Genomic DNA, 22490 nt, shown 5'->3' with positions numbered 1-22490 from the left:
TAGAAGCTAGTTACTCAAAACTAATCTCGCTAAACCCACCCCGGGGTAATAATAGTCCAATATTTGTTGATAATCGTAACCCTTTCTCGCTAATTCATAAGCCCCCGTTTGACTCATTCCCCGTCCCTTATGAGCGCGGGCCACAATTTCATCTGTGGCTGCATAAAGAGACTCCACCACGCCGCCTCGATGGCTTAAAATCTGTCCTTTAGTGCTTCGTACCGCATGATGACCCGTATTATATTCGCTGTTTAATCCCTTATACACCTGCCAACGTTGGGTATTACCCAGATCGTACCAAGAACTAGCCGGGCGGATCATGTGAACTAAGGCATAAGAGCGAGCGGCGATCGCTTGAGCTTTGAGAGCTTCTGTGGGTGCATTAGCGTGCATTTCACTACCCACCACACTATATAAATACTGCTCAAAATTAACATGATTGACCACCAGCAAGCTGTTACCCTTAGACACCAATAAAATTTTGCCCCGATACCAGCGATCGCCTACATAGATAAGACTCTCTTTTGTCGGTTGTACCCAAACCACCCCAGGTACAGACTCTCCCCCAAAGGATAAAGAACCCCCATTTGGCCGTACATTCCACCCTTGGGACCCAGAAAGGGTTTTTAGTCGTTTATTATTGCGATCGCTTACCACTGCTTGTCCTGACACCCCCAAAGTAGTTCCTGGTGCATCTCGTAGAATAGCTACACGAATGTCAAGAGGAGGGGGTTGATAGTTTGCAGGAGCAGGGGCCAAAGACTTGGGAGAAACAGGAGGAGACGGAGGAGACATTTGAGAGGGTGGGGAACTAACCTGCTTTTTCACCTCTGATTTTTTAGTGGGTTTAGCCGACTCCTTAGTTTCCTCAGTTTCAACTTCAGGCTCCTTCAAAGTTGGTTGTTTGAGATAAGGTTTTTGAACCTCTGAGTTTTGTCGAGGTGAATGGCCCTTAGCCCTTACTTCTGACTGTTGTTGAGAAGGTTGTAGTTGACTCAGAGGAGGTAAGGTGCTTGTCTGGGGTGTAGTTTCCACAGAAGGATCAGAGGGTTGCCAATAAGCGACAATGAAAGGAACACTGGCAGCACATAATAAAGGAACACCCCAAAGTTGGGGACGGTTGAATAACAAGTTTTTTAACAACTTTTTCATCACACAACAAATTTAAAAAATAATAATGGTTAGGATACTGATAAATAACAATCTTTATCACTATAACAACCCATGCTACTATCTATTTCTTAAGAGTCTCAATGAGGATAGTGAGCATCCTGCTCACACTCCCCGTCACCCCGTCACCTCTAAATATGTCCCTCAACTCTCTCGATCGCCTACTACAAGCCATAACACAACTTCCCCAATGGGAAGAATATCGTCGCTATGTGGAAATATGTGACATTTGGTCAACTATCGTCCCAGAAAAAGCTGCTTCCCATAGTAAACCCTTATATGTCCAAAGGGATCTGCTTTGGATCGCCACCTCTAGTTCCGGTTGGGCCCAACAGTTATCTTTTCAAAGTTATTCTCTGCTCAAACAACTTAATCATGGTTTATCCGCTTCTCCCTTGCAAAAACTTCGGTTTTCCCCTGCTCAATGGCAGGAGCATCCAGGCCATAAACAATCATCATCCCCAGAAAGGGGACAAGGCTTTTTTTCTTGTACTGATGGGGTTGATCCCCCAGAAAAAAGTACAATACCCACCACCACCCCAGAAGAAGCCTTTCAACGATGGACTGAGGCCATCGCCCACCATCTCAACCATCTGCCTTTGTGTCCCCAGTGCCATTGTCCAACTCCTGAGATCGAACTGGAAAGATGGTCAAAGTGTTATCTTTGCATAACGCAACATTGGCAGACAAAATCTTTGTCAAACTTAGAGTAATGATTCAGTTAACAATGACATCATTACTGTTTTTCTCAGTATATCCTCTGATTATTCATAAAGTTTTCCTTCGATAGTTCCGTTTTTACACTTGATCCCCAGTATCTTCTTTGACAATGGACTCAATCCCAGAAAATTAATTTAATTAAGTTTCTTTGATTATCAGGAGACTTTATTGACTTTTGTAAAATAAATATTAAAAAAATCTAAAGCCAGAAAAATCAAGAAAAACAGTCAAATCAAGACAGAGGCATAGGTGAGGAGATTGAATCATGGTCAACTGATGTTAGATAATAAACGATGAAAGGAAAATCTAAAAAGATTAAAGCTCACACCTTGCGGTAAAACTCCCATGAAAACCTCTAATTTTTTGACCTCATCTTGTCGCTTTTGTCGGTATTATCAGACAGAAGGTCGTCGAGGGGGAATGTGCCAACAATTGGGTGTTCCGGTTAGTGCAGAATGGAAAGCTTGTAGTTTGGCTGTTGCACCATTTACCCAAACTTGGGAAAGTTTAGAAAAAGTTGTTAAACTGGAAAACTCTTTTGTTCTAGAATGCTCTGTTGATGTAGAATCCGCCGAAAAAGTTAACGAACCAATTGCTCATTAACAATCAATGTTTTCTGTCTAAAATAATTTATTAAACAATATTATCTTTTTTCAATCAGTGTGCAACAAATAGCATCTTTGTTAACAAAAGATGCTATTTTTAATGAGAACACATTTATGACAAAAGTTCTGTATCAATGGTAACTCAAGCAAAGATAGGCATTCTCGGTGGTAGCGGTTTGTATAAGATGGACGCCCTTGAGGATGTACAAGAAATTCACCTAGAGACTCCTTTTGGTAAGCCCTCGGACGCTTTCATTGTGGGCAACCTAGAGGGGGTATCAGTGGCTTTTTTAGCCCGTCATGGCCGTAATCATCATTTAATGCCTTCAGAGTTGCCATTTCGGGCAAATATTTACGGGATGAAACAGTTAGGGGTTGAATATTTAATTTCAGCCTCTGCGGTGGGTTCTCTCAAAGAGGAGGTTAAACCCCTAGATATGGTCATCCCCGATCAATTTATCGATCGCACTCATCGCCGAGTTTCCACTTTTTTTGGACAAGGTCTTGTTGTCCATATTGGCTTTGGTCATCCGGTTTGCCAGCAACTTACCAATATTTTAGCTGAGGTAGTTGAGAGTTTACAGTTACCTGAGATTGCCTTACACAAAGGAGGCACTTATGTTTGTATGGAGGGGCCTGCTTTTTCCACCATTGCTGAATCTAATTTATATCGCAGTTGGGGCGCATCGGTTATTGGTATGACCAACTTACAAGAGGCAAAATTAGCGAGAGAAGCAGAAATTGCTTATGCTACCTTAGCCCTAGTTACTGATTATGATTGTTGGCATCCAGACCACGATCATGTCACCGTAGAAATGATCGTTGATAACTTACAGAAAAATGCCATTAATGCCCAAAAAGTTATCTTAGAAACAGTCAAAAGCTTAGCTAAAAATCCCCCTGTTTCTGAAGCACATTCTGCTCTAAAATATGCTCTTCTCACTCCTCCTGACAAGATTAGCCCAGAAACAAAAGAAAGATTAGGTCTAATTTTACAGAAATATATGTAAGGATAAAAAAGATTTTCAGTTATGGCAGCGGCGAATCTATCTCGGTTTCGACTCTTAAAAAAACGGCGTAATTTTTACCAATCTCGCCGCCAAGTTTTGCGTTCTCAATTGGGGTTTAATCAGGTTGAATCAACTCGTCCAAAAACTTGTCTTGGTTGCTGTCATTATCACGGCAAATTTTATGGTTATAATCGTGAGCAAAGAAGCCAATTAATTTGTGGTTTTCATCCCAGTGGTTGGCTAAAAAGCGAACAATGTCCAGACTGGGAAGAAATATCAGACAGCTAAAGTATCGGAGTACCTTCCGCAACTTAAAATAAAGTTGGTAGTCTTAGAAGTTTCGCTAAAAAGTGCTATGAGTAAACCAATTTATGAGATTGTAGACGAATTACCCACAGATAACATGACCATCAAAGTCTTGAAAACCCTGGATTTTGTGGTTCCTGGGGAATGGGAGAACTTAGTCGGGTTTGAGAACACCATTCGCACCGTCACAGGGGAAACCGACGAGGACATGATCCAAGAAATCGGCGATCGCGCGGTTCATCTTTTCAACGATAAATCTCAAGGGTATCAAACTGCCTTATGGTTATATCAAACCGTAGATAATAGTGACAGTGCTTTAGGGGCAGCGGCCTTAGCCAATAAAATTGGGGAAAAAGTCTCATTTTTGGGCTTTTTAAACCGTATTACTCCTAACCCCGATAAAGCGCAAGCCATCGATTTATGCCTAAAATTAGTGACCGAATTAGTAGCATTTTGTCAAATTAATGGAATTCCTGGGGACAGTATTGGAGATTTTGTCGGCTCATTAGGGGAGTATAGCGGAGAATCTTTGATGAGAATGGCTGCTTTAGTCTGTTTAGATGGTTTAATTCCCCTCGGTCCCGATTTTATTATGAAAATAGAATCAAGTCTTCATAGTCTGTCTCCCAAGGAATTAGAGAATAACGGCACCTTTAACAGCATCAAACAAGTTATTCCAGGGGGTGACAGTAACAGTCAACTTAATTTTATCGGAGAAAGTTTTGACTCGGTTAAAGGTTGGATGTCAGGATTTGTCGAAGACAAAGGGGTGACTCCACAGGGACTTTTCGAGCATTTAAGCAATTTTATCGAATACTCGGAAGATAAATTAGATTATGTCGCCGCCTTTTTAGACATGACAACCAATTATTATGAACACACGGGAACCCAAACTTTAGCCAGACGCTTAATAGAAAGGGCAGTGGCTGAAATATAACTGTAACATTTGTTAATAAAAAACCATGGAGGGGCCACTTAACCCCTAAACTGAGAATAGTCAGATTTTGCTAGTGCAGCTTGGCGGAAGTAATCCACCAAATTTTTACAGAAACTTTCGTGACTAGCCACGACAATGTGTTTCAATGAAACTAACGGAAGAATCTCGAAGTTGATGTCCATGATAAAAGCATTGCCAATTAACCTCTCCAACCTACAGAAAACAGTACTCCAACAAATAGTGAGAGGGACAACAAACCCCTATCGCCTTGTTAGACGAGCCAAGCTAATCTTAGCCGCAGCATCAGGAGAGAGCAATAGTTCGATTAGTCGAAGATTAGAATTAGACCGGGTATAAGTGCGTCAGTGGCGATCGCGATGGTTTGAGGAGAGAGAAAAACTGAGTGCCGCCGAAGAACAACAGGTAACGGAGAAAGCATTAATGGTCTTGATCAAAGGAATTTTAAGCGATCGCCCAAGACCTGGAACAACAAAATCCTTTACGGTCGAACAAGTAGTCCAGATTGTAGCGATCGCTTGTGAAGAATGTGAAAAATCAGACAGACCAGTGAGCCATTGGACACCTTCAGAGTTGGCGGATGAAGCCATAAAAAGAGGAATTGTCGAAAAGATTTCCCCCCGTAGTGTGGGGCGTTTTTTAAAAAGAAGCGACATTACAACCACATCTCGTTCGTTACTGGTTAAATGCCAAAGTTGATGATCCCTTAAAATTTAAAAAGCAAGTCAAATATATCTGTGAACTTCATCAAGAAGCTAAAACTTTGTTAGAACAAGGAATTCATTTAATTAGTACAGATGAAATGACAGGGATTCAAGCTCTTGAGAGATTATTTCCGAACAAAAGAATCAAGCCTAAACAAGTAGAAAAAATCGAATTTGAATATGAAAGACACGGAACTTTAAGCTTGATTGCGAACTGGGATGTGGCAAGAGGAAAAGTTGTTAGTCCCTCTATTAGACCGACAAGAACAGAACAAGATTTTTCTGAACATATCCAGAGAACGATTAAGATTGATGAAAAAGCAGAATGGATTTTTATTGTAGATAAACTCAACACTCATAAATCGGAAAGCTTAGTCAAATTAGTAGCAGAAAGCTGTGGAATTACTATTGATTTGGGGAGAAAGGGAAAGGAGGGGATTTTGCAATCTATGGACAGCAGAGCAGATTTTTTATCAGATGAATCTCATCGAATTCGCTTTGTTTATATTCCCAAACATACATCGTGGCTTAATCAAATTGAGTGTTGGTTTTCGATCTTAGTCCGGCGTTTACTCAAAAGAATTACTGTCCGTTCAACTGAAGAACTATCCCAAAAAATTCTCAGTTTTATTGATTACTTTAATCAACATTTTGCTAAGCCGTTCGTTTGGAAATTTAAGGGCTTTAAAGATCATAAGTGACTGGTGGATTATTTTTGCTAAGCTGCGCTAGTTGCCAACGAAGGGTTGTATCTTTGGCGTTTTGTAAACATTCAGTTAAAGCTGCGATCGCTTCAGTGTTCCCTTTGCCTAATCTTTCTAGATAGTTTAATCTTTGTCTTTGCTGTAATGGTTGTGAATCATTTTCAAAATAGTTAATTAAATGATTAATCACCAAAGGGCGATAAATATTAGCGATCGCTTCTCTAGCGGCCGTACGACGTAAGTTGGACTTATCATCTTCTGCCAATCCCGCATTTCTCACAAACTGATCAGTAATCAGCTAGAGGTTAGATGTGGCTTATTTTTCAAGCGATCGCTTAAAATGGCACACTGTTATTTTTTACTCGCCCCTCAAATCAAGGTTAAACTCAGACTACATAATGGTTTGAAGTTTAGCGATCGCAGAATTTGTGAGAAATGCGGGCAATGCCCAAACAAACACTTGTTCGATGATAGCATCTTTTACAGAACAATCCCTAAATTCTGACAAAGCCATAGCTGCGGTTAAACAAGCCCGAAAACCATAAAAATTTTCTTGACCACATTCATCTTTAAAGTCAATCAAAGCTTTGATCAGGGCTTCTTTTTCTTGGGAAGCAATATCTTCTCGTCCCATCCAAAATAGCAAGATGTGTTGCCATTGCTCGCTAAACATCTCTATTTTGCCTGTTTCTGTAGCCAAAAAATATTGCCAGTTATCGATCCCTAAAGCGGCGAAATAATCTTCAAACGTTTGATCTTCAAATCGATACTGATTATGTTTTTCTAGTTGAGTTACTATTCCCATAGGTCTCAACCAATGTAGTTGCAAACTCAAAGAAAGTTTTGAAGCATTATCTTCGATCATCTCTTGAGAAATAGGGGCAGAAGACGAGCCCGTTTCTCGATGAGTTAATGCTAAGCGAGTTAAAAACTCATTCAATGGTTCTTGTTCTGTGGCGGTAACATTGGTGTTTTCTGCCTGCCATTGATAAAATTCATTGACTAAAACTTGATACAAACTTGCTACTGCTTGCGGTAAGGTTTGAGGGTTTTTCTGCCAGAGACGACAAAGCAAAGATAAGCGCAAGGGATTGTTTAACCAAGTCTGAAGGGATAGGTTTGGGGGTTGACTCAAAAGAGTGGATAAATTTGCCCCTAAATCCCTTCTTATTTCTGAATTTTCTCTCTGGGATGAGTAGGGATGCAACCATCTTTCCACAAATTGTTCAATTTCAGTTTGACTTGAGAGGGACTTTGTCTGATAAATATCAAATTGAGCTAAAGCTTGGGACTGCATTTTCCAGGTAGAGGTTTGACAGCTTAGAATTAGATGGCAGTTACCTGTATATTTTTGTTGTTCTTTAAACAAGGAAAGGGGAGATTCATTGCTATTATTGCTAGATTCAGTTAATAAGTAATCAATCCCATCCCCAAATAACCAAACTCTGCCGCTCTCTAATAATGCTTCAAAAGAGGTTTGCCAAGATTCTGGAGATAATTTCTGCTTTTTCCCATAATGCTTAGAACATTGAGTGAGCCATTTTTGGCTTAAATATTCCCTTAGGGAAAGAGTTGTTAGTTGCTCAGGAGATATCCAAATGGGAATATAATCTGTTGTCTCTAGCATCCAACGGGCTAAGGTTTGCAAAAAAAGACTTTTACCTGTTCCAGATTCTCCAACAATGGCGATTTTACCTCTGTTTCTTCCCTGTCTATCTAAATCACAAATTTGTTTAAATAATCGTTCTACTTGATGGTTGTTGAGATTCAATTCCCGATATTGAAGCTTTTTATCTTGGGATGATTGCTTCTGAAAGTGTTTTGAACAAGTATTACTACCATTAGCACTTTGAATACAGTCTAAACGGATGAGCAAGTCTTCCCTATCCTTTCCCCTCTCATCTGGTTGAGTAGTCATAGGATTGATGGGCAAGAAATATTTCAGCATTACACGACCGACTTTTTTCCAGTCAATGCTAAAGGAGGGGGATTGTTTTTCAACAGCGGGTGAGTTGGGTTGGGACATTATTGTCGCCTACTTTTACTTATAATTTTACTCTGTTTCGTAGGTTTTTGATAAGAGCAAAATAATAATTTTCTTATTTGATAATAGTTGATCTGATGAATTTCCCCCCCCATCTCCCCATCTCCCCGTCATGCTCCCTGCTGGGATTTCTTAGGGTAAGTGTTGCAAGATGGTGTCTAATATGTCTTCTTTGCTCAAAGGCTTACTAATAAAAGCAGAAGAACCTGAAATTTTGTTGTGTAAGGGTTCCCAGACTCCTTTTTGTCCTACTAACACAATAATAGGTCGTTGCTGTAAGGCTTTAGAGTTGCGCAGTTTACGACAAACTTTCCAAGTATCTATCCCCAACATTTCTAAATCGATAAAAATCAAATTAGGTTGATGAATAAAACATAAGGGGATAATTTTACTGCTATCGTTAATGCCTAAAAATTGATGCCCTGCCTCTGCAATAATATCCTTCATTAACTGGCACATTCGAGGGTTATCATCGACACAAGCAATCAATTTATTTTCATCGTGAGCTAAGGATTTTTCTTGAGGCACAGTCAAAGGTTAAGGTAAGTCCTTGATTTCCTTTAAGTTTATCAATCCCAGTTGAATATATAAAGCTAAAGAGGAGGTCAACCTTAACACATCTTGCTCCATATAAACGGCTAAATCTCGCAAACTGCGGTTTCCATCAATATACTTGCTTAAAACTTCATAGGTTTTTGCTGAAGACCGTTTTTTTAATTTTTCTAAACTTTTAATTACAGGAGCTTCATTGGGAGAGTGACTACCCAAGGTGGAAAGGTGCCAATTTTGCCAAGATTTCCAGGTAGTAACAATGGTCTGTTCCGGGTCAAGTAAAACTGAAGGGTATAAAACTTTTTTATGAGGATAAAAATGACAGGATACTTGACCACCTTGCATCAGGTCAAATAAAACTTCTATGACCATAGAAGTAATAATTTCTAATAATTCTGTGCGGTTAATTTTTTGCTGTTTCAGCCAACTACATAACAGATCATAGTCCCAACTAATAGGATTATTTTGACGAATAGAGGCAGCAATATATTGTTGAATGGCAATAGATTGCAATCCTATCTTTCTTAGTTTTGGGGAAATTTTTAACACTGATCTTCTCCATCGCCTTACTGGGTGAGTTCCTCCTGTTACATAGATAATTCTCCCTAAATAGCAGTAGATATGAGATTCTCTTCCTTGCTCAGTTTGGCAAGAAACTTTACCACTAAATTGATTATTTTTTAACTTGTTAAATAAGGTTGCCTGTTGGGTAGTTGCAAATTTTGGAAAACAAATGGGGGCAGGGGGTTCCCTAGTTCCCTGTGTCATGGAAAAAGTGGTTGAAGGAGATGCAGTTTTGGTTTTTTCCTGATCAACATTAGCCATTTACACAAGTCCTTTAATTGATTTATATTAAATAATTAACCCTATTTTCTCATAATTACATTCAATGTTAGGTGACTAACATCACCGCTTGCGCCTATGTAAGTAGTAATCAGTCTTCTTCTCAGTTAATCCTTTTTCTAATAATCAACATATCTCCTTACCCATATTACTTTTGAGTACTTCTAGCCCTTTTTTAACACGACGGGAAACCGTGACTACACTAATTCCTAATTGTTCGGCTGTTTCTCTTTGGGTTAGGTCTTTGAGGAAAACAAATTCAAGAATATTTCTCGTTTTTTCTTCCAATTGTCCTAAGGCTTGTTGGAGACGAATTTGATCTTCTTGTGCTAGTTGAAAACTGCGATAATTGATATCAGGAACTAACTCTCCTAAACTGGTTTGCCCTTCTCCACCATTACTAATTTTAACATCTAAACTCACTGGTTCTCTATTTTGAAAAGCTAGTTTAATTTCTTGCCATTCTTTTAAAGAAATTTCTAGGACTTGAGCAATTTCTGAATCCGTTGGTTGACGGTTAAATTTTTCTCTAAATTCTTGGCGCACATGGATAGATTGTCTTCCTATTTCTAACCAGCGTCTGGGAATACGAACTGTATATTTTTTTCTCGTAAATAATGTTGAATCTCTCCTCTGATGTAAGGAATAGCAAAGGAACTGAAGGCATGACCTTTTCCAATACTAAACCGTTCAATGGCACGGATTAAACCTAAACTTCCAACCTGTACTAAATCTTCATAGCTTTCTGGACATTGATGAACCCAGTGATGTGCTTCTCTGCGTACTAAGCCAAAATTTAATTCTAAAATCTTATTTCTTAGCCTAGTCTTTGGGTTCTTTTCATACTCTTGAAACAGCTTAAGGGTTTCGAGTTTTACATTTTGTTTGACAGGAGTATTCATAGCAAATCTGCACTACTTTACTGTTGTTAGTAACCAATTAACTATATTTAGCCTAAAATGAATGTGATGTTACTCACAACAGGATTTATACTACTCTTAGAAAAGTTCTTTGCATCAAAGTCTAGATAATCATACGGAGAAAGATACGGTGATATATAAATATTTATTAAACTGTTACTGTTTTTGTAAATTTGTACCCGTTGTTGTTCCTTGAATCTCTCTTTTCGTCTAGGTTTCAGAGATTATGAAGTTATTTTTGTTTTAGGGGTTTAACCTAGTGATAACAAATGATATTGTACTGCTGTTTCAAAGATCCTCACCCAACCCCCTTCAGCAAAGGTTTGCCTTAAGGCGGTAGGATCGCTAACGGTAACACCAGCTAGATAATTGATGCCAAAATCAGCTAATTCCCCTAACCAGGGAAGTGTTGGACCCATCAATACCACTGTAGCATCTCTAGATAATTCCACAAGACGGGGAAAGGTTTTGTACGGAAAGAAATGGGAAAATGATGGTGGCTTAAAAGCTTTTCAGTCCCATTTTTTCCAGAAGTTGCATGAATATGAATACATTATTTAGAGTATAATATTCACCATAATTCCTGCTAATAAAACAAACCCTAAAATGACATTTTCTCTAAATAATTCACCATAGGTTTCTTGGGGAATCTCAGGAGAACTTAAACGTATATATTCTATCATCCAACTCAATAAAGAGATTCCCCAGGTTAGCCAAAATCCTAAATTTAGGTGCATAATCACCCCTAAATAAGCCCATAAACCTGCGGTAATAGCAAAGAATACTCCTACTGCTTCCCCTGCATATTTTCCGAAGAATAAAGCACTAGAATTAACACCGATTTTCTGATCATCTTCTCGATCAGCCATAGCATAAACTGTGTCAAAACCCAATGTCCAAAATACCGTTATTCCCCACAATACCCAGGTATAATTTTCTAATTTTCCTGTTACAGCAGTCCAACTAATTAATACTGCAAAACCCCAAGCTAAGGATAACACTAATTGAGGAACAGGAAATACTCTTTTGGCAAGAGGATAACAGACGATAAAAGGGACAGCCGCAACACATAAACAAAAGCTTAATGTATTCAGATAAAATGCTAATACAGCAGCACAGCAAAGGGAAATAAAAGCGATAATGATACCTACTTTGATCGACAGCGATCGCTCAGCTAGGGGACGTTTTTTGGTTCTTTCCACTTGAGGATCAATATCTCTATCCCAGAGATCATTAATCACACATCCAGCAGCACTGGTAGCTAAGGTTCCTAAAATTATAACCCCAATTAAAGGTAAAGGGGGAAGTCCCCTTGCTGCTAAAAAAATAGCCCATAAGGCAGGGATCATTAAGATTAATCTTCCTGCTGGTTTATCCCATCTTAATAGACGAATAATAGTTAACAAAGTAGGTTCTTTTTGGGGTTGAGATTGACTAATCATAGTGTCACTGGCTAATTAACAATGGATATATTTCTAGGGTGGGCAATAATCAGACTATATTTATATTAAGATTTTAACTCTCATCAGTATTGCCCACCTTATGCCTTTATTTATTTCCGATTATATTTTGATAAAAAAAGTATTCTGACACTGAAGTATGAGAATACTTTAAACTTTGGAAATTAAGCAGTTTTAAAGATATTCATCAAAAGCTGTCATTAACATGGAGTTAGGGTTATCTATGCAATAATCAGTAATTTTATTAGTTGCTTCTCTTAAAGCTACTCGATCGATAACCATTTGATTGTTTCTGGATGCCATTAACCCGTGAAAAAAGACCAAGGTTAATTCCCGATCTTTTCCTGGCATTTTTAAGAGTTCTCGACAACTAATTTTATTCAATTCTACTTTAGTATTTTCTGCTTCATCCTGAGCAAAACCTGATGAACTATAGAGGGTACTAATAATAGTTGATAATAGGAAAATAGCTAATAGTTTGTTAATTGATTTCATGATTACTCCTCATTGTTTATTTATTGTTGAAATTAAGGGTTATCTTAAGGGTGCGCCCCGCATACAATCATCAAATGCCTGTCGATATAAGCTATCATGATCGGAAGCACGACGGGAACTACCACCTATGATGCCAACAACGGAACCGATGGCTGCTCCTGTTCCGGCACCTCTTCCCCCATCGACAATAGCCCCTATGGCTGCGCCACTGGCTGCCCCTCTTGCCCCTCCTCGAAAGAAACCACCTCTAGCATAGCGATCGGCATAGTCTCTGGCGTAACCCTCACAATAAGATTGGGAACGGGATGAATATTGAGCTAGGGTAATGCTAGTTGATAGTAGCATAGCATCAGCCACTAAAATTGTGCTAATTGTTAACAGCTTTTTCCATGATTTCGGCATCATCTAAGTATGGTTGAAACAGGATTTGTGAATTTTCCATTGGTTATTGTAGCAGTTTTTCCCTAATTAAGTGGTAAATTTTCTTGTTTTTAGATGTTTTTTCAATCTAATCAGTATCTTTTCTCCGATAGATATACGGAGTAAAATACGTATTTTTTCGAGTTTACATCTTGCCAAATCAAGATTAAACTTAGGGTTAAGCTGTTGTTTGTTACCCATATAATTTTTATTTTAGATGTGAACTGGAACACAGTCTTTTAGACCTTGATTATAGCTTTTACTGAGCTTAGCAGTCATGTTCATTTTCCAGTTTTCATTAAAAGATAATCAGTTAGCATTGTTACTAATGCCCTAACTATATAATTAAAATTCTCCGTAAATGGAGAGGTATTCTCTAAAAACTTAAGAGGTAAAAATGTACAAAATTGAAAGACCTTATATGTTCAACAGTTTAGAAGATTATGAAAACTTTGTCAGTCAATTATTAGACAAAGAAACTGATTTAAAAGTTGATCCCATGTTAGAGTGGGAAGATGCTATGGATGAGCATAATTTTTTAATCGGAGATTCTACAAAGAGTTAATTGCAGTGATTAAGTTTTAGCTTATTTCTAAACTTCCAAAGACTACTCATAACCCAAGATAAACTAATCTGATTATCCTGGGTGTTTTTTCGTCTCGAATTGTTATAGAGTAAATAGAGATAGATATTTAATGCTCAACCAATCTGCTGATGAAAAGTTTGTGGAATGACCAAGATGCAGCTAAATATACAACAGATTTAGCCCTGAGAGTTTACACTTCTAGATTATTGGGACAAAACCCGTCTTTAGTGTTGCACGGTGGCGGCAACACATCGGTAAAAATCAGTCAAAATAATATTGTTGGAGAAAGAGAAGATATACTTTATGTTAAAGGCAGTGGTTGGGACTTAGCAACCATCGAAGAAGGGGGTTTTTCTGGGGTAAGAATGCCTCATCTTTTGAAACTAGCCAAACTTAAGAGCTTATCAGACTCTCAGATGGTTAATGAGTTGAAAACCCAGATGATTCGCTCCAATGCTCCTTCACCTTCTGTGGAAACTATCCTCCATGCCATATTACCCTACAAATATGTGGATCATACCCATGCTGATGCAGTGGTTACCATTACCAACACAGCAGAAGGAAGACAGCGCATGGAAGAAATATACGGCGATCGCTTGGTAATTATCCCTTACATTATGCCAGGATTTGACCTCGCCCGTCTCTGTGCAGAAGAATTCGAGAAGCAAAAAGGGGATAATACTATTGGGATGGTTTTGATGAATCATGGTATTTTTTCCTTTGGAGACACGGCCCAAGAATCTTATGAAAGGATGATTGAGTTAGTTACGGAAGCAGAAGAGTATCTAAAACGTCATCAAGCTGGGAATATTCCCCAAAAAGCCGTAAATACCCCAGAAAAATCTTTCAGTCAGACTTTAGCACAACTACGTTATCAAGTGTCTATTGCTGCTGGTTTTCCCGTTATTCTCTCCCTTCAGCAAACGGAAAAAACCCTTGCTTTTGCTCAACGAGAGGATATTACTACTATTTCTCAACAGGGGCCGGCCACACCAGATCATGTTATTCGCACCAAACGCATACCCTTAATAGGTAGGGATGTAGAGGGGTATGTAAAGCAGTACGAAACCTATTTTAAAACCCATTTAGCCCAGGCTAAGGACAGTAAAACCATGGTTGATCCAGCACCAAGGGTGATTATCGATCCAGAGTTGGGAATGGTTGCGATCGGTAAAAATGCTAAGGCTGCGGCCATTGTAGCTGATATTTATGACCACACCATCGATATTATCCAACGGGGGACGCTGTTAGGGGGTTATCAAGCCTTACCTCCCCAAGATATCTTTGATGTGGAATACTGGGAACTGGAACAAGCAAAACTGGCTAAAGGCGGGCAAGCACCTGCTTTTACAGGAGAAGTTGCCCTAGTAACGGGAGCAGCCTCTGGTATTGGTAAAGCTTGTGTGGAGTCTCTACTGAAACGAGGGGCCGCTGTGGTGGGGTTGGATATTAATGAGGCGATCGCAGATTTACATAAAGGCCCCAACTTCTGTGGCCTTACCTGTGATCTCACAGATGAAAAAGCCATTCAGCAAGGCTTAGAAACGGCTGTAAGACGGTTTGGGGGCATTGATATGGTGATACTCAATGCTGGTATTTTCCCTGCTAGTAGCCCTATTTCTGCCCTAGCTACGGAACAATGGCGACGTATTATGGGTATTAATTTGGATGCTAATTTAGTATTGATGCGAGAGGTTCACCCCTTCTTAAAAATGGCTCCGAAGGGGGGTAGAATGGTGGTTATCGGCTCCAAAAATGTGCTGGCACCAGGGCCGGGGGCTGCTGCTTATTCTGCGTCTAAGGCTGCTTTGAATCAGTTAACCCGTGTCGCTGCTTTAGAATGGGGTAAGGATAAGATTCGTATTAATTCCATTCATCCTAACGGGGTTTTTGATACAGGTATCTGGACAGATGAAGTGTTAGAAACTCGGGCAAAAAATTATGGTTTAACGGTAGAAGAGTATAAGACAAATAATGTTTTGAAAGTGGAAGTTACCAGTCATGATGTGGCCGAGTTGGCTGCTAATATGTGCGATCGCTTATTCGAGAAAACAACGGCCGCACAAGTCCCTTTAGATGGGGGAAATGAAAGGGTTATTTAGTGTTGAAAACCCTCCTGCCCCCTGCCTCACCCAACATTCTGTTAAATTTTAGACTTGAGATGATCCCCCACCCGCAACGCATTAGCAATAATGGTTAAAGCAGGGGGAACACTAGAACTAGAAGGAAAAAAGCTACTATCCACCACATAGAGATTTTCGAGATCATGGGTGCGACAGTTGAGATCCAGAACAGAGGTTTGAGGATCTTCCCCAAAACGACAAGTTCCGCATTGGTTAGCAACTGTTTGTATGGGAACTTCTCCACGGGGGTAAACAGCTAACTTTTCAAACACAGAACCACCTAAATTTTTCTCCCCTGCTTTGAGTACATCGATCCAGCGATAAACTAAGCGATCGTGTGCTTCGCTATTATTGGGAGTGAAATCAACATAGATTTTGTCCCCATCGACTCTAACACGGTTATCAGCATTGGGTAAAGTTTCTGTATATAACCACCAACCAATAGATCGTTTAGCTAATTGTTCTAGGCCAAACCCTGGCATTCCTTTGGCCAACACCGATAAAATGGGGGGAGACTCGGCAAAAATGATGTCTTGGAGGAGTCCTCCTGTATTTTCAATATGACCCATAGGATAGGGAAAGTTCTCGTCACCCCAATAAAAGTCATTAACACTAACACTCCTAAGAAACTGACCAGAGTTAGGGTTAACACTCAGTTCCACCATAGCGGTTTGGTTGTGTTTCATGAAGTTACGACCGACGAGATCGGAACTATTAGCTAAACCGTTGGGATGTTTATGATTAGCTGATTTCAATAATAAGGCCGCTGAGTTGATTGCACCACAGGCTAAAACGATAATATCCCCGAAAAATAGATAAGATTGACCGTTTATTTCTGCTTCTACCGCTCTTACTGCTTCTCCTGAAGAATTAGTAATTAAACAGACCACCTTGGCCGAAGTTTTCAGGGTCACATTATCGTGTTTTAAAGCAGGGACAATACCGAATACCTCTGAGTCTCCCGTGGGATCATCTTCTTCACGGGTTAAACTGAGGGGTAAAGATGTGGGGTGTAATCCTTGTTTAGCGATCGCCTCTACTATAGTTTGGAACTCGGGTTCGTGTTCAACGGCAGGAAAGGGATAATCTTCGCTATGATCAGGTTCACTAGGATCGTTCCCAGTTTTACCATGAACCATATATAATTTTTCTGCCTCTGTATAATAGGGTTCAAAGTCTTGATATTTTAGACCCCATTCGGGGGAAACACCTTCTTGATGTTCTACTGCTTCAAAATCTTTTTCTCGCATTCTTACTAATGCTGCGCTGTAGATTTTCGTATTACCACCCACAGCATAATTAGTCTGAGGAGAAAAGTTCTGCCCATCCTGATCATACCAGCGTTCTGAGGAACGATAACGTTCTTTTTTAAAGACATCAACATTGGACCTATTTTGTTCTTCTAAGGGCATAAAATCACCTCTTTCGAGGATAAGAATTTTTTTACCAGTGGGGGCTAATCTATTAGCTAAAGTGCCACCACCAGCACCCGTTCCCACAATAATTACATCATAATGTTGATCATCAATAATCATAATTTTTTGTACCTTTGTTGAATGAAATACTTTATTTTTCTGAGTTCGTAGTAAGTCCTTCAGGACTTTTTCAGGTTGAGGTTCCGTGGGCAATACAACAATTAATTAACCATTGTTAGAAATTCAATTATAGTAATTACCCACCCTACCATTTTGGCTAACACCTTAGTAGATGTGTGAAAAAAAGATAATCATCCATTATCCATTATCCATTATTAAAGGCTATTGCCAGACATAAAGTAATACAAATAAAATAATCCAAATAACATCAACAAAGTGCCAAAATAATGAGGTTGCCATTATACCAAAATGACCGTTATCATAATTACCAGGAATGAAAGAACGTCCTAACATAATAACTTGTAATAAAACACCAGTTAAAACGTGCAAACCATGAAATCCTGTTAATAGATAAAACATTCCTCCAAAGACACCAGAAGTAAAACCAAATTCCAGACCATTCCATTCAATAGCTTGTCCAGATAAGAAATAAATTCCCATAGCTATTGTTAAGAAAAGAAATATTCTAAAGCCCCACAATTTGTTTTTCTCTAAGAATTGTTCAGCAATATAAATAACAAAACTACTAGAAACTAACACCACCGTATTAATCAATGGTTCTCTAACTTCTAGACCACTTACACCAGCAGGTAGCCAGTCAATGGTAGTAGTTTTATAGACAATATAACCAACAAAAAAGCTCAAGAAAATGATACTTTCTGAGAGAAGAAAGACAATAAAACCGAAAAGACTATTGCCTTGTTCATCGTGTTCGTGTTCCTGTGCGTGTTCGTGGTGTAAATGTTGCGATGAAATTGAACTATCCATTGTCATTGTTTCCAAAAGGTTAATGAGCTAACAATTTAGGAGTTAGGAGTTAGGAGTTAGGAGTTAGGAGTTAGGATGTGAAAGTCAAAAATTTTCCCACCCTTCCCACACTTCCCACACTTCCCACACTCCCCACCCTTCCTAATATTTACTTCTCGTGATGCCCTAATACTCCTTCGAGGTTGCTTACCAAGGGTTCTGACTTCCCATAAGCGTAGGGTTCAGAAACAACGATAGGAGTGTCTTCAAAGTTTTCTACGGGAGGAGGAGAAGAAATAAGCCACTCTAAACCAATGGCCCGCCAAGGGTTACTCGGTGCGATGGGCCCTTGTATCCAAGAACTCATAATATTGAAGATGAAGGGTAAAGTAGACATTCCCAGGAAAAATCCCCCTAAACTGGCGATAACATTCCAAAAAGCGTATTCTGGGTCATAAGAAGCCACCCGGCGCAACATTCCTTGTAAACCTAAAGGGTGCATCGGTAAAAAGTTTAAGTTAGTGCCAATAAAAGCTAACCAGAAATGCACTTGACCCCAACTTTCGTAATACATCCTTCCCGTCATTTTGGGGAACCAATGATAAATAGCGGCATACATTCCCATAGTTACAGTTCCGTATAACACATAATGGAAATGGCCCACCACAAAATAGGTATTATTGACATGAATATCCACAGGAACCGCAGATAACATAATCCCTGTTACCCCGGCAAAAATAAACATGATCAATGCACCCATTGCAAATAACATAGGGGTATTGAGACGTAACTTGCCTCCCCACATTGTACCCACCCAAGCAAAGACCTTAATACCAGTAGGAACGGAGACACACATGGTAGATAACATAAAAATCATCCTCATCCAGCCAGATGTTTCGCTGGTATACATATGGTGTACCCAGACTAAACCACTGACTCCTGCAATAAGTAAAGAGGAGATAGCAACTATTTTGTAACCAAACAGAGGCTTACGGGAATAAACTGGAAATATTTCTGAGAAAATGCCAAAGATGGGCAGAATAATCACATAAACCGCAGGGTGGGAATAGAACCAAAAAAAGTGTTGAAATAAGATGGGGTTTCCTCCTTGGGAGGGGTCAAAAAAACTGGTTCCCACGGTTACATCAAACAATAACATAACTGCACCAGCAGTTAACGCAGGAAGACCAAATAATTGAATGATTTGCGCGCTAAAAACCGCCCAAACAAAAATTGGCATCCGAAAAAAGGTCATACCTGGGGCCCGCATTTTCACTACGGTGGTGACAAAATTAACCGCACCCATAATCGAAGATACCCCAGAAATAGCCACCGCTAAAAGCCAGAGGAGTTGCCCTGTTATCAGTTGGCCAGTGGGGTTTTGTACACTGACAGGGGGATAGGACCACCAACCAGACTGGGCCGAACCACTGGGTACAAAAAAGCTGGCTATCATAAAAATACCCACCACTGGAACCATCCAAAAGGCGGCAGCGTTGAGGCGAGGGAAGGCCATATCTTTAGCCCCGATCATAATGGGAACTAAATAGTTAGCCAAGCCAACTAATGAGGGGAAAGTCCACAAAAACAGCATTATTGTGCCGTGCATAGTGAACATTCCGTTATAAAAGGTTCTATCTACTAAGTCTGCTTCTGGGGTAATAAGTTCTCCCCTGATGACCATAGCAAAGATACCACCGACAAGAAAGAAGATAAAAGAAGTCACTAAGTATTGAATACCAATGACTTTGTGATCGGTACTAAAGCTAAAATATCGTTTCCAGTCTCTGGCCGATAGGTCTTGATAGCTTTCTGTAATAATAGTTGTTGTTTTGACTTGAGTATCTGTCATATTTATTGGTTCAAAATAGGGACAATCAAAAATTGAGAATTGAAAGTTTGCATAATTGACAATTGATAATTAATTAATTCGGAAACATCTCTTTTCAAGGATAAAAAGCGTTAATTTATTCCCATGCTCTTCCCTTAACCGGAGAGTTAATTATCCATTATTCATTGTCCATTGTCCATTATTGAAATAATGGTGAAATCAATTCTCTAAGTGTCTCCTCTTCTTTTTCTAAACGTTATTGTTAGAAAAACTGCTATAGTTAACCACGGGAGGTTTAGCAGGGATGATAGTTGGCCAACCTCTTTTAAAGGTTTGTCTTTTTTCTTGGGAATATTCCTCCGCGGCCTGGTTATAACTCGGGGAAGGTTTACGTTTCTTCGCTTCAGCTAACCAAGTTTGGTACTCTTCGGGGGACTCTACCACTACATTGGCCTGCATGGTGGCAAAATAAGTTCCACTAAACTGTGAGTCCCGTAAACGATAGGTTCCTTCTTTAATGGGAGTAAACTCAAAATTAACGGTTTTGTTGGGGACAATATCCTGTTTTAACCGAAATGCTGGAATATATAAACCATGCAAGACATCTTCTGAGGTTAAAGCTAACTTAATGCGATGGTTAGCAGGAAGATGTAACTCGGTACTGGTGACATGACTTTCTGGATAACGAAACACCCAGGCCCATTGTTTGGAAATAACTTCTATTTCTTCTGTGGGTAACTCTTGCACAACCGCCGGGGTGTCACCATGTCCCATAGATAAGTGCATCATTTCCATGGGGCCACGAATAGACATTTGCTGATAGATATAGTAACTATAACCAGCTAACCAAAACACCAACAGGATAGGAATAGCAGTCCAAACTACTTCTAGAGTGACATTTCCTTCGATATGAGGCCCATCACTAAAGTCATATTTAGCCGCCCTCTGAAACACCACAGCATAGATGATAACTCCTGTGATACCCAAAAAGATAAAGCTACCTATTGTCACCAAAAAAGCAAATAATTTGTCAATTAACAGGGACTCTGCTGATGCTTGGGGAGGAAACCAGGAATAGGATAGTTGTCCCATCCAGAGACTGATCCCTGCTAAAGCGATCGCATAAGCGACGATAAATAGAATATTACGAGGTCTCATGATTAATGTAAGTAGCAACGATAGAACGGATCAAGTATTATCCTGTAAGGGTTTCACATTATTCAGCCCAACATTAAGCCCTTCGGGCTGCCATAACTCGGTTTGTCTGCCGGCGTGTAACAGTTGATCTGCTGTATTATGGACTCCAAACTCGGCCGCTATTTGGGCCCCCAATGTTCCATGAAGAAACAGCAAAAATAACATAAACATCCCCACCCCGAGATAACTCCATTGCACTTGGATGGTTCTTTCTTTACGCCAAATAAACCGTTGAAACCCTCGCCAGATGGTCATTCCCACCATAAACGCTAACAGGAAAACACCACCGACACCATGCCATAACATGGTTGACATAGCATCCATTCCCCAAGCACTTTTGACATCAGTAATAGGGTTAGCCAGCATCATCTCATAAAACCCAGCAGCAACGGTAAAAACCGTGATAATAGAAGCAGCTAGGATGTTGTACCAACCCACATCAAAAAAGTTGCTGCGAATGGCAGGAATAGCCAGAATTTTCAAGAAGGGTTTTTCTAAGCCATACATCGCCCCTAACATATCAAAGATAACGGCAATGATGAACAAACCCAAAGTTAAATGGACCAGATTAGGATGAATAGGAATACTATAGGGCAGTCCATTGGGACCGAGATTAGCATTTAAAGTATCAATAGCGTTATAGTCCATTATTGTAAGATTCCCTCCTTAATAGCTTCTACAACAGGAACGGTATGCAGTCCATACACCCATACCAACTCATCACCCAGATACACCTGCATTCCCACAACAGCTACCAAGACTAAACCTAAGCCTAAGTATGGGATAGGGAGTTTTTCGGGATCTCTCGAACGAATAACGTAACGCCATCCCGTTATCCCGGCAATAATGCCCGACAATGACCAACCAATCAGGGTATGGAGATTTAAGATCGGTTGGACAACTTCATAGGGTTGTGCTAAACCTGCCTCATATTGACCAAAAATAATGGCCACGAAAATGGAAACAGTTGCGATCAACATATTCCACCAACTAACTTCGTATAACCGTGAGTTACGGGTGAAATAACCGATAACATCGCATAAAAAGGCAAATAACACCATTGCAATCACGAAATGAACCACAATGGGATGTAGGGTATCGGGATAAGGTAAATTATGATCGTTTAATGGGGGTAGATAATTAAACATAATCGTCTTTTGCTGTGAGTATTTCTTGAGTAATACATTGATTGTATTTTTCTGTTTTAGGACATCCCTCTAACCATCAAGTTTATGTCCATGCTTGAGCCTGTAAAATCGAGAATTTTTAGGCTGAAAATTGCTTTTTTCCCTAGTAATCACCTATTAACTACAAATCTGTTCTTCAGCGAATTCTAATCAATCCTTAATCTTTGACAAACTGTCATAACTTATAGGATAATTTTCTTAGGAACTCTACTAATAGATTAATATCTAAATTTGTCAAGCATATCTGTATCTCTTCTCACCTTTTAATTAATTTTTAAGTTTCTTAAAAATAATAAATATGAGTCTCATATCAGAT

22 protein-coding genes and 3 pseudogenes are annotated in these 22490 nt (G+C 39.5%); 9 read left to right on the top strand and 16 right to left on the bottom strand.

Features of this window, described 5'->3' with window-relative positions:
• Positions 1-6: 6 nt before the first annotated feature.
• Entirely contained in the window at positions 7-1152 is a 1146-nt protein-coding gene (locus CWATDRAFT_RS04870; protein WP_007303952.1) for a SpoIID/LytB domain-containing protein, read from the bottom strand.
• A gap of 155 nt (positions 1153-1307) precedes the next feature.
• Between CWATDRAFT_RS04870 and CWATDRAFT_RS04865 the strand changes: the two genes are divergently transcribed.
• The 7 genes and pseudogenes from CWATDRAFT_RS04865 to CWATDRAFT_RS04835 all read left to right on the top strand — a co-directional run bounded on the left by CWATDRAFT_RS04865 (position 1308) and on the right by CWATDRAFT_RS04835 (position 6171).
• Positions 1308-1883, top strand: a complete 576-nt coding sequence (locus CWATDRAFT_RS04865) for a DciA family protein (RefSeq protein WP_021831261.1) — start codon at positions 1308-1310, stop codon at positions 1881-1883.
• A gap of 352 nt (positions 1884-2235) precedes the next feature.
• Positions 2236-2493 carry a hypothetical protein gene (locus CWATDRAFT_RS04860; RefSeq protein WP_007303950.1) on the top strand — a complete coding sequence of 86 codons (258 nt, stop codon included), beginning with the start codon at positions 2236-2238 and terminating at the stop codon, positions 2491-2493.
• A 136-nt stretch (positions 2494-2629) separates the two neighbouring features.
• Positions 2630-3505 carry an S-methyl-5'-thioadenosine phosphorylase gene (locus CWATDRAFT_RS04855; RefSeq protein WP_007303949.1) on the top strand — a complete coding sequence of 292 codons (876 nt, stop codon included), beginning with the start codon at positions 2630-2632 and terminating at the stop codon, positions 3503-3505.
• Positions 3506-3526: 21 nt separating this feature from the next.
• On the top strand, positions 3527-3793 hold the full coding sequence (locus CWATDRAFT_RS04850; RefSeq protein ID WP_007303948.1) for a hypothetical protein: 267 nt from the start codon (positions 3527-3529) through the stop codon (positions 3791-3793).
• A 67-nt stretch (positions 3794-3860) separates the two neighbouring features.
• A complete protein-coding gene (locus CWATDRAFT_RS04845; RefSeq protein ID WP_007303947.1) occupies positions 3861-4748 on the top strand; it encodes a hypothetical protein in 888 nt (295 codons plus the stop codon).
• Positions 4749-4883: 135 nt separating this feature from the next.
• Positions 4884-5465, top strand: a pseudogene (locus CWATDRAFT_RS39365) (helix-turn-helix domain-containing protein).
• Between the two features lie 64 nt (positions 5466-5529).
• A complete protein-coding gene (locus CWATDRAFT_RS04835; protein WP_007303945.1) occupies positions 5530-6171 on the top strand; it encodes a transposase in 642 nt (213 codons plus the stop codon).
• Here the strand turns inward: CWATDRAFT_RS04835 and CWATDRAFT_RS04830 are convergent.
• The 9 genes and pseudogenes from CWATDRAFT_RS04830 to CWATDRAFT_RS04800 all read right to left on the bottom strand — a co-directional run bounded on the left by CWATDRAFT_RS04830 (position 6155) and on the right by CWATDRAFT_RS04800 (position 12893).
• Positions 6155-6454 (bottom strand): HEAT repeat domain-containing protein, encoded by a 300-nt coding sequence (locus tag CWATDRAFT_RS04830; RefSeq protein ID WP_042711186.1) that lies wholly within the window; start codon positions 6452-6454, stop codon positions 6155-6157. The two genes, CWATDRAFT_RS04835 and CWATDRAFT_RS04830, sit on opposite strands and share 17 nt — an antisense overlap.
• Before the next feature lie 111 nt (positions 6455-6565).
• Positions 6566-8200 carry an NACHT domain-containing protein gene (locus CWATDRAFT_RS04825; RefSeq protein WP_007303943.1) on the bottom strand — a complete coding sequence of 545 codons (1635 nt, stop codon included), beginning with the start codon at positions 8198-8200 and terminating at the stop codon, positions 6566-6568.
• 150 nt (positions 8201-8350) lie between these two features.
• On the bottom strand, positions 8351-8746 hold the full coding sequence (locus CWATDRAFT_RS35500) for a response regulator (RefSeq protein ID WP_007303942.1): 396 nt from the start codon (positions 8744-8746) through the stop codon (positions 8351-8353).
• 9 nt (positions 8747-8755) lie between these two features.
• On the bottom strand, positions 8756-9595 hold the full coding sequence (locus tag CWATDRAFT_RS32275; RefSeq protein ID WP_007303941.1) for a DUF4388 domain-containing protein: 840 nt from the start codon (positions 9593-9595) through the stop codon (positions 8756-8758).
• Between the two features lie 144 nt (positions 9596-9739).
• A pseudogene (locus CWATDRAFT_RS04815) lies at positions 9740-10515 on the bottom strand (RNA polymerase sigma factor SigF).
• A gap of 269 nt (positions 10516-10784) precedes the next feature.
• Positions 10785-10991 (bottom strand): annotated as a pseudogene (locus CWATDRAFT_RS32910) (Rossmann-like domain-containing protein); the annotation flags it as partial.
• 99 nt (positions 10992-11090) lie between these two features.
• The gene (locus CWATDRAFT_RS04810; protein ID WP_007303938.1) at positions 11091-11975 is read right to left on the bottom strand and encodes a 4-hydroxybenzoate solanesyltransferase; all 885 of its coding nucleotides are present in this window, start codon (positions 11973-11975) and stop codon (positions 11091-11093) included.
• Positions 11976-12167: 192 nt separating this feature from the next.
• Positions 12168-12488, bottom strand: a complete 321-nt coding sequence (locus tag CWATDRAFT_RS04805) for an HdeA/HdeB family chaperone (RefSeq protein WP_007303937.1) — start codon at positions 12486-12488, stop codon at positions 12168-12170.
• 39 nt (positions 12489-12527) lie between these two features.
• Positions 12528-12893 (bottom strand): hypothetical protein, encoded by a 366-nt coding sequence (locus CWATDRAFT_RS04800; protein WP_007303936.1) that lies wholly within the window; start codon positions 12891-12893, stop codon positions 12528-12530.
• Positions 12894-13305: 412 nt separating this feature from the next.
• On the opposite strand from CWATDRAFT_RS04800, the gene CWATDRAFT_RS04795 reads away from it, so the two are divergent.
• Both CWATDRAFT_RS04795 and CWATDRAFT_RS04790 read left to right on the top strand, forming a co-directional pair.
• Positions 13306-13473, top strand: a complete 168-nt coding sequence (locus CWATDRAFT_RS04795; RefSeq protein WP_021832382.1) for a hypothetical protein — start codon at positions 13306-13308, stop codon at positions 13471-13473.
• Between the two features lie 149 nt (positions 13474-13622).
• Complete coding sequence (locus CWATDRAFT_RS04790) at positions 13623-15596, top strand: bifunctional aldolase/short-chain dehydrogenase (RefSeq protein ID WP_007303935.1); 1974 nt, start codon at positions 13623-13625, stop codon at positions 15594-15596.
• A gap of 41 nt (positions 15597-15637) precedes the next feature.
• Here the strand turns inward: CWATDRAFT_RS04790 and CWATDRAFT_RS04785 are convergent, their stop codons facing one another.
• From CWATDRAFT_RS04785 to CWATDRAFT_RS04760, 6 genes are all read right to left on the bottom strand, one after another.
• On the bottom strand, positions 15638-17152 hold the full coding sequence (locus tag CWATDRAFT_RS04785; RefSeq protein ID WP_007303934.1) for a GMC oxidoreductase: 1515 nt from the start codon (positions 17150-17152) through the stop codon (positions 15638-15640).
• 222 nt (positions 17153-17374) lie between these two features.
• A complete protein-coding gene (locus CWATDRAFT_RS04780; protein ID WP_007309423.1) occupies positions 17375-17980 on the bottom strand; it encodes a cytochrome c oxidase subunit 3 in 606 nt (201 codons plus the stop codon).
• A 148-nt stretch (positions 17981-18128) separates the two neighbouring features.
• Entirely contained in the window at positions 18129-19811 is a 1683-nt protein-coding gene (locus CWATDRAFT_RS04775; RefSeq protein WP_007303932.1) for a cytochrome c oxidase subunit I, read from the bottom strand.
• Positions 19812-20039: 228 nt separating this feature from the next.
• On the bottom strand, positions 20040-20948 hold the full coding sequence (locus CWATDRAFT_RS04770) for a cytochrome c oxidase subunit II (RefSeq protein WP_021830946.1): 909 nt from the start codon (positions 20946-20948) through the stop codon (positions 20040-20042).
• Positions 20949-20978: 30 nt separating this feature from the next.
• Positions 20979-21635, bottom strand: coding sequence for a DUF2231 domain-containing protein (locus CWATDRAFT_RS04765; protein WP_007303930.1), 657 nt, complete (start codon positions 21633-21635; stop codon positions 20979-20981).
• Entirely contained in the window at positions 21635-22135 is a 501-nt protein-coding gene (locus CWATDRAFT_RS04760) for a DUF2231 domain-containing protein (RefSeq protein WP_007303929.1), read from the bottom strand. The genes CWATDRAFT_RS04765 and CWATDRAFT_RS04760 overlap by 1 nt, the downstream gene beginning before the upstream one ends.
• Positions 22136-22490: the final 355 nt, after the last annotated feature.

Source organism: Crocosphaera watsonii WH 8501 (genome assembly GCF_000167195.1).
Lineage (GTDB): Bacteria > Cyanobacteriota > Cyanobacteriia > Cyanobacteriales > Microcystaceae > Crocosphaera > Crocosphaera watsonii.
Note: the sequence above shows the minus strand (reverse complement) of the source record. Positions and strands in the feature narration are given on the sequence as shown.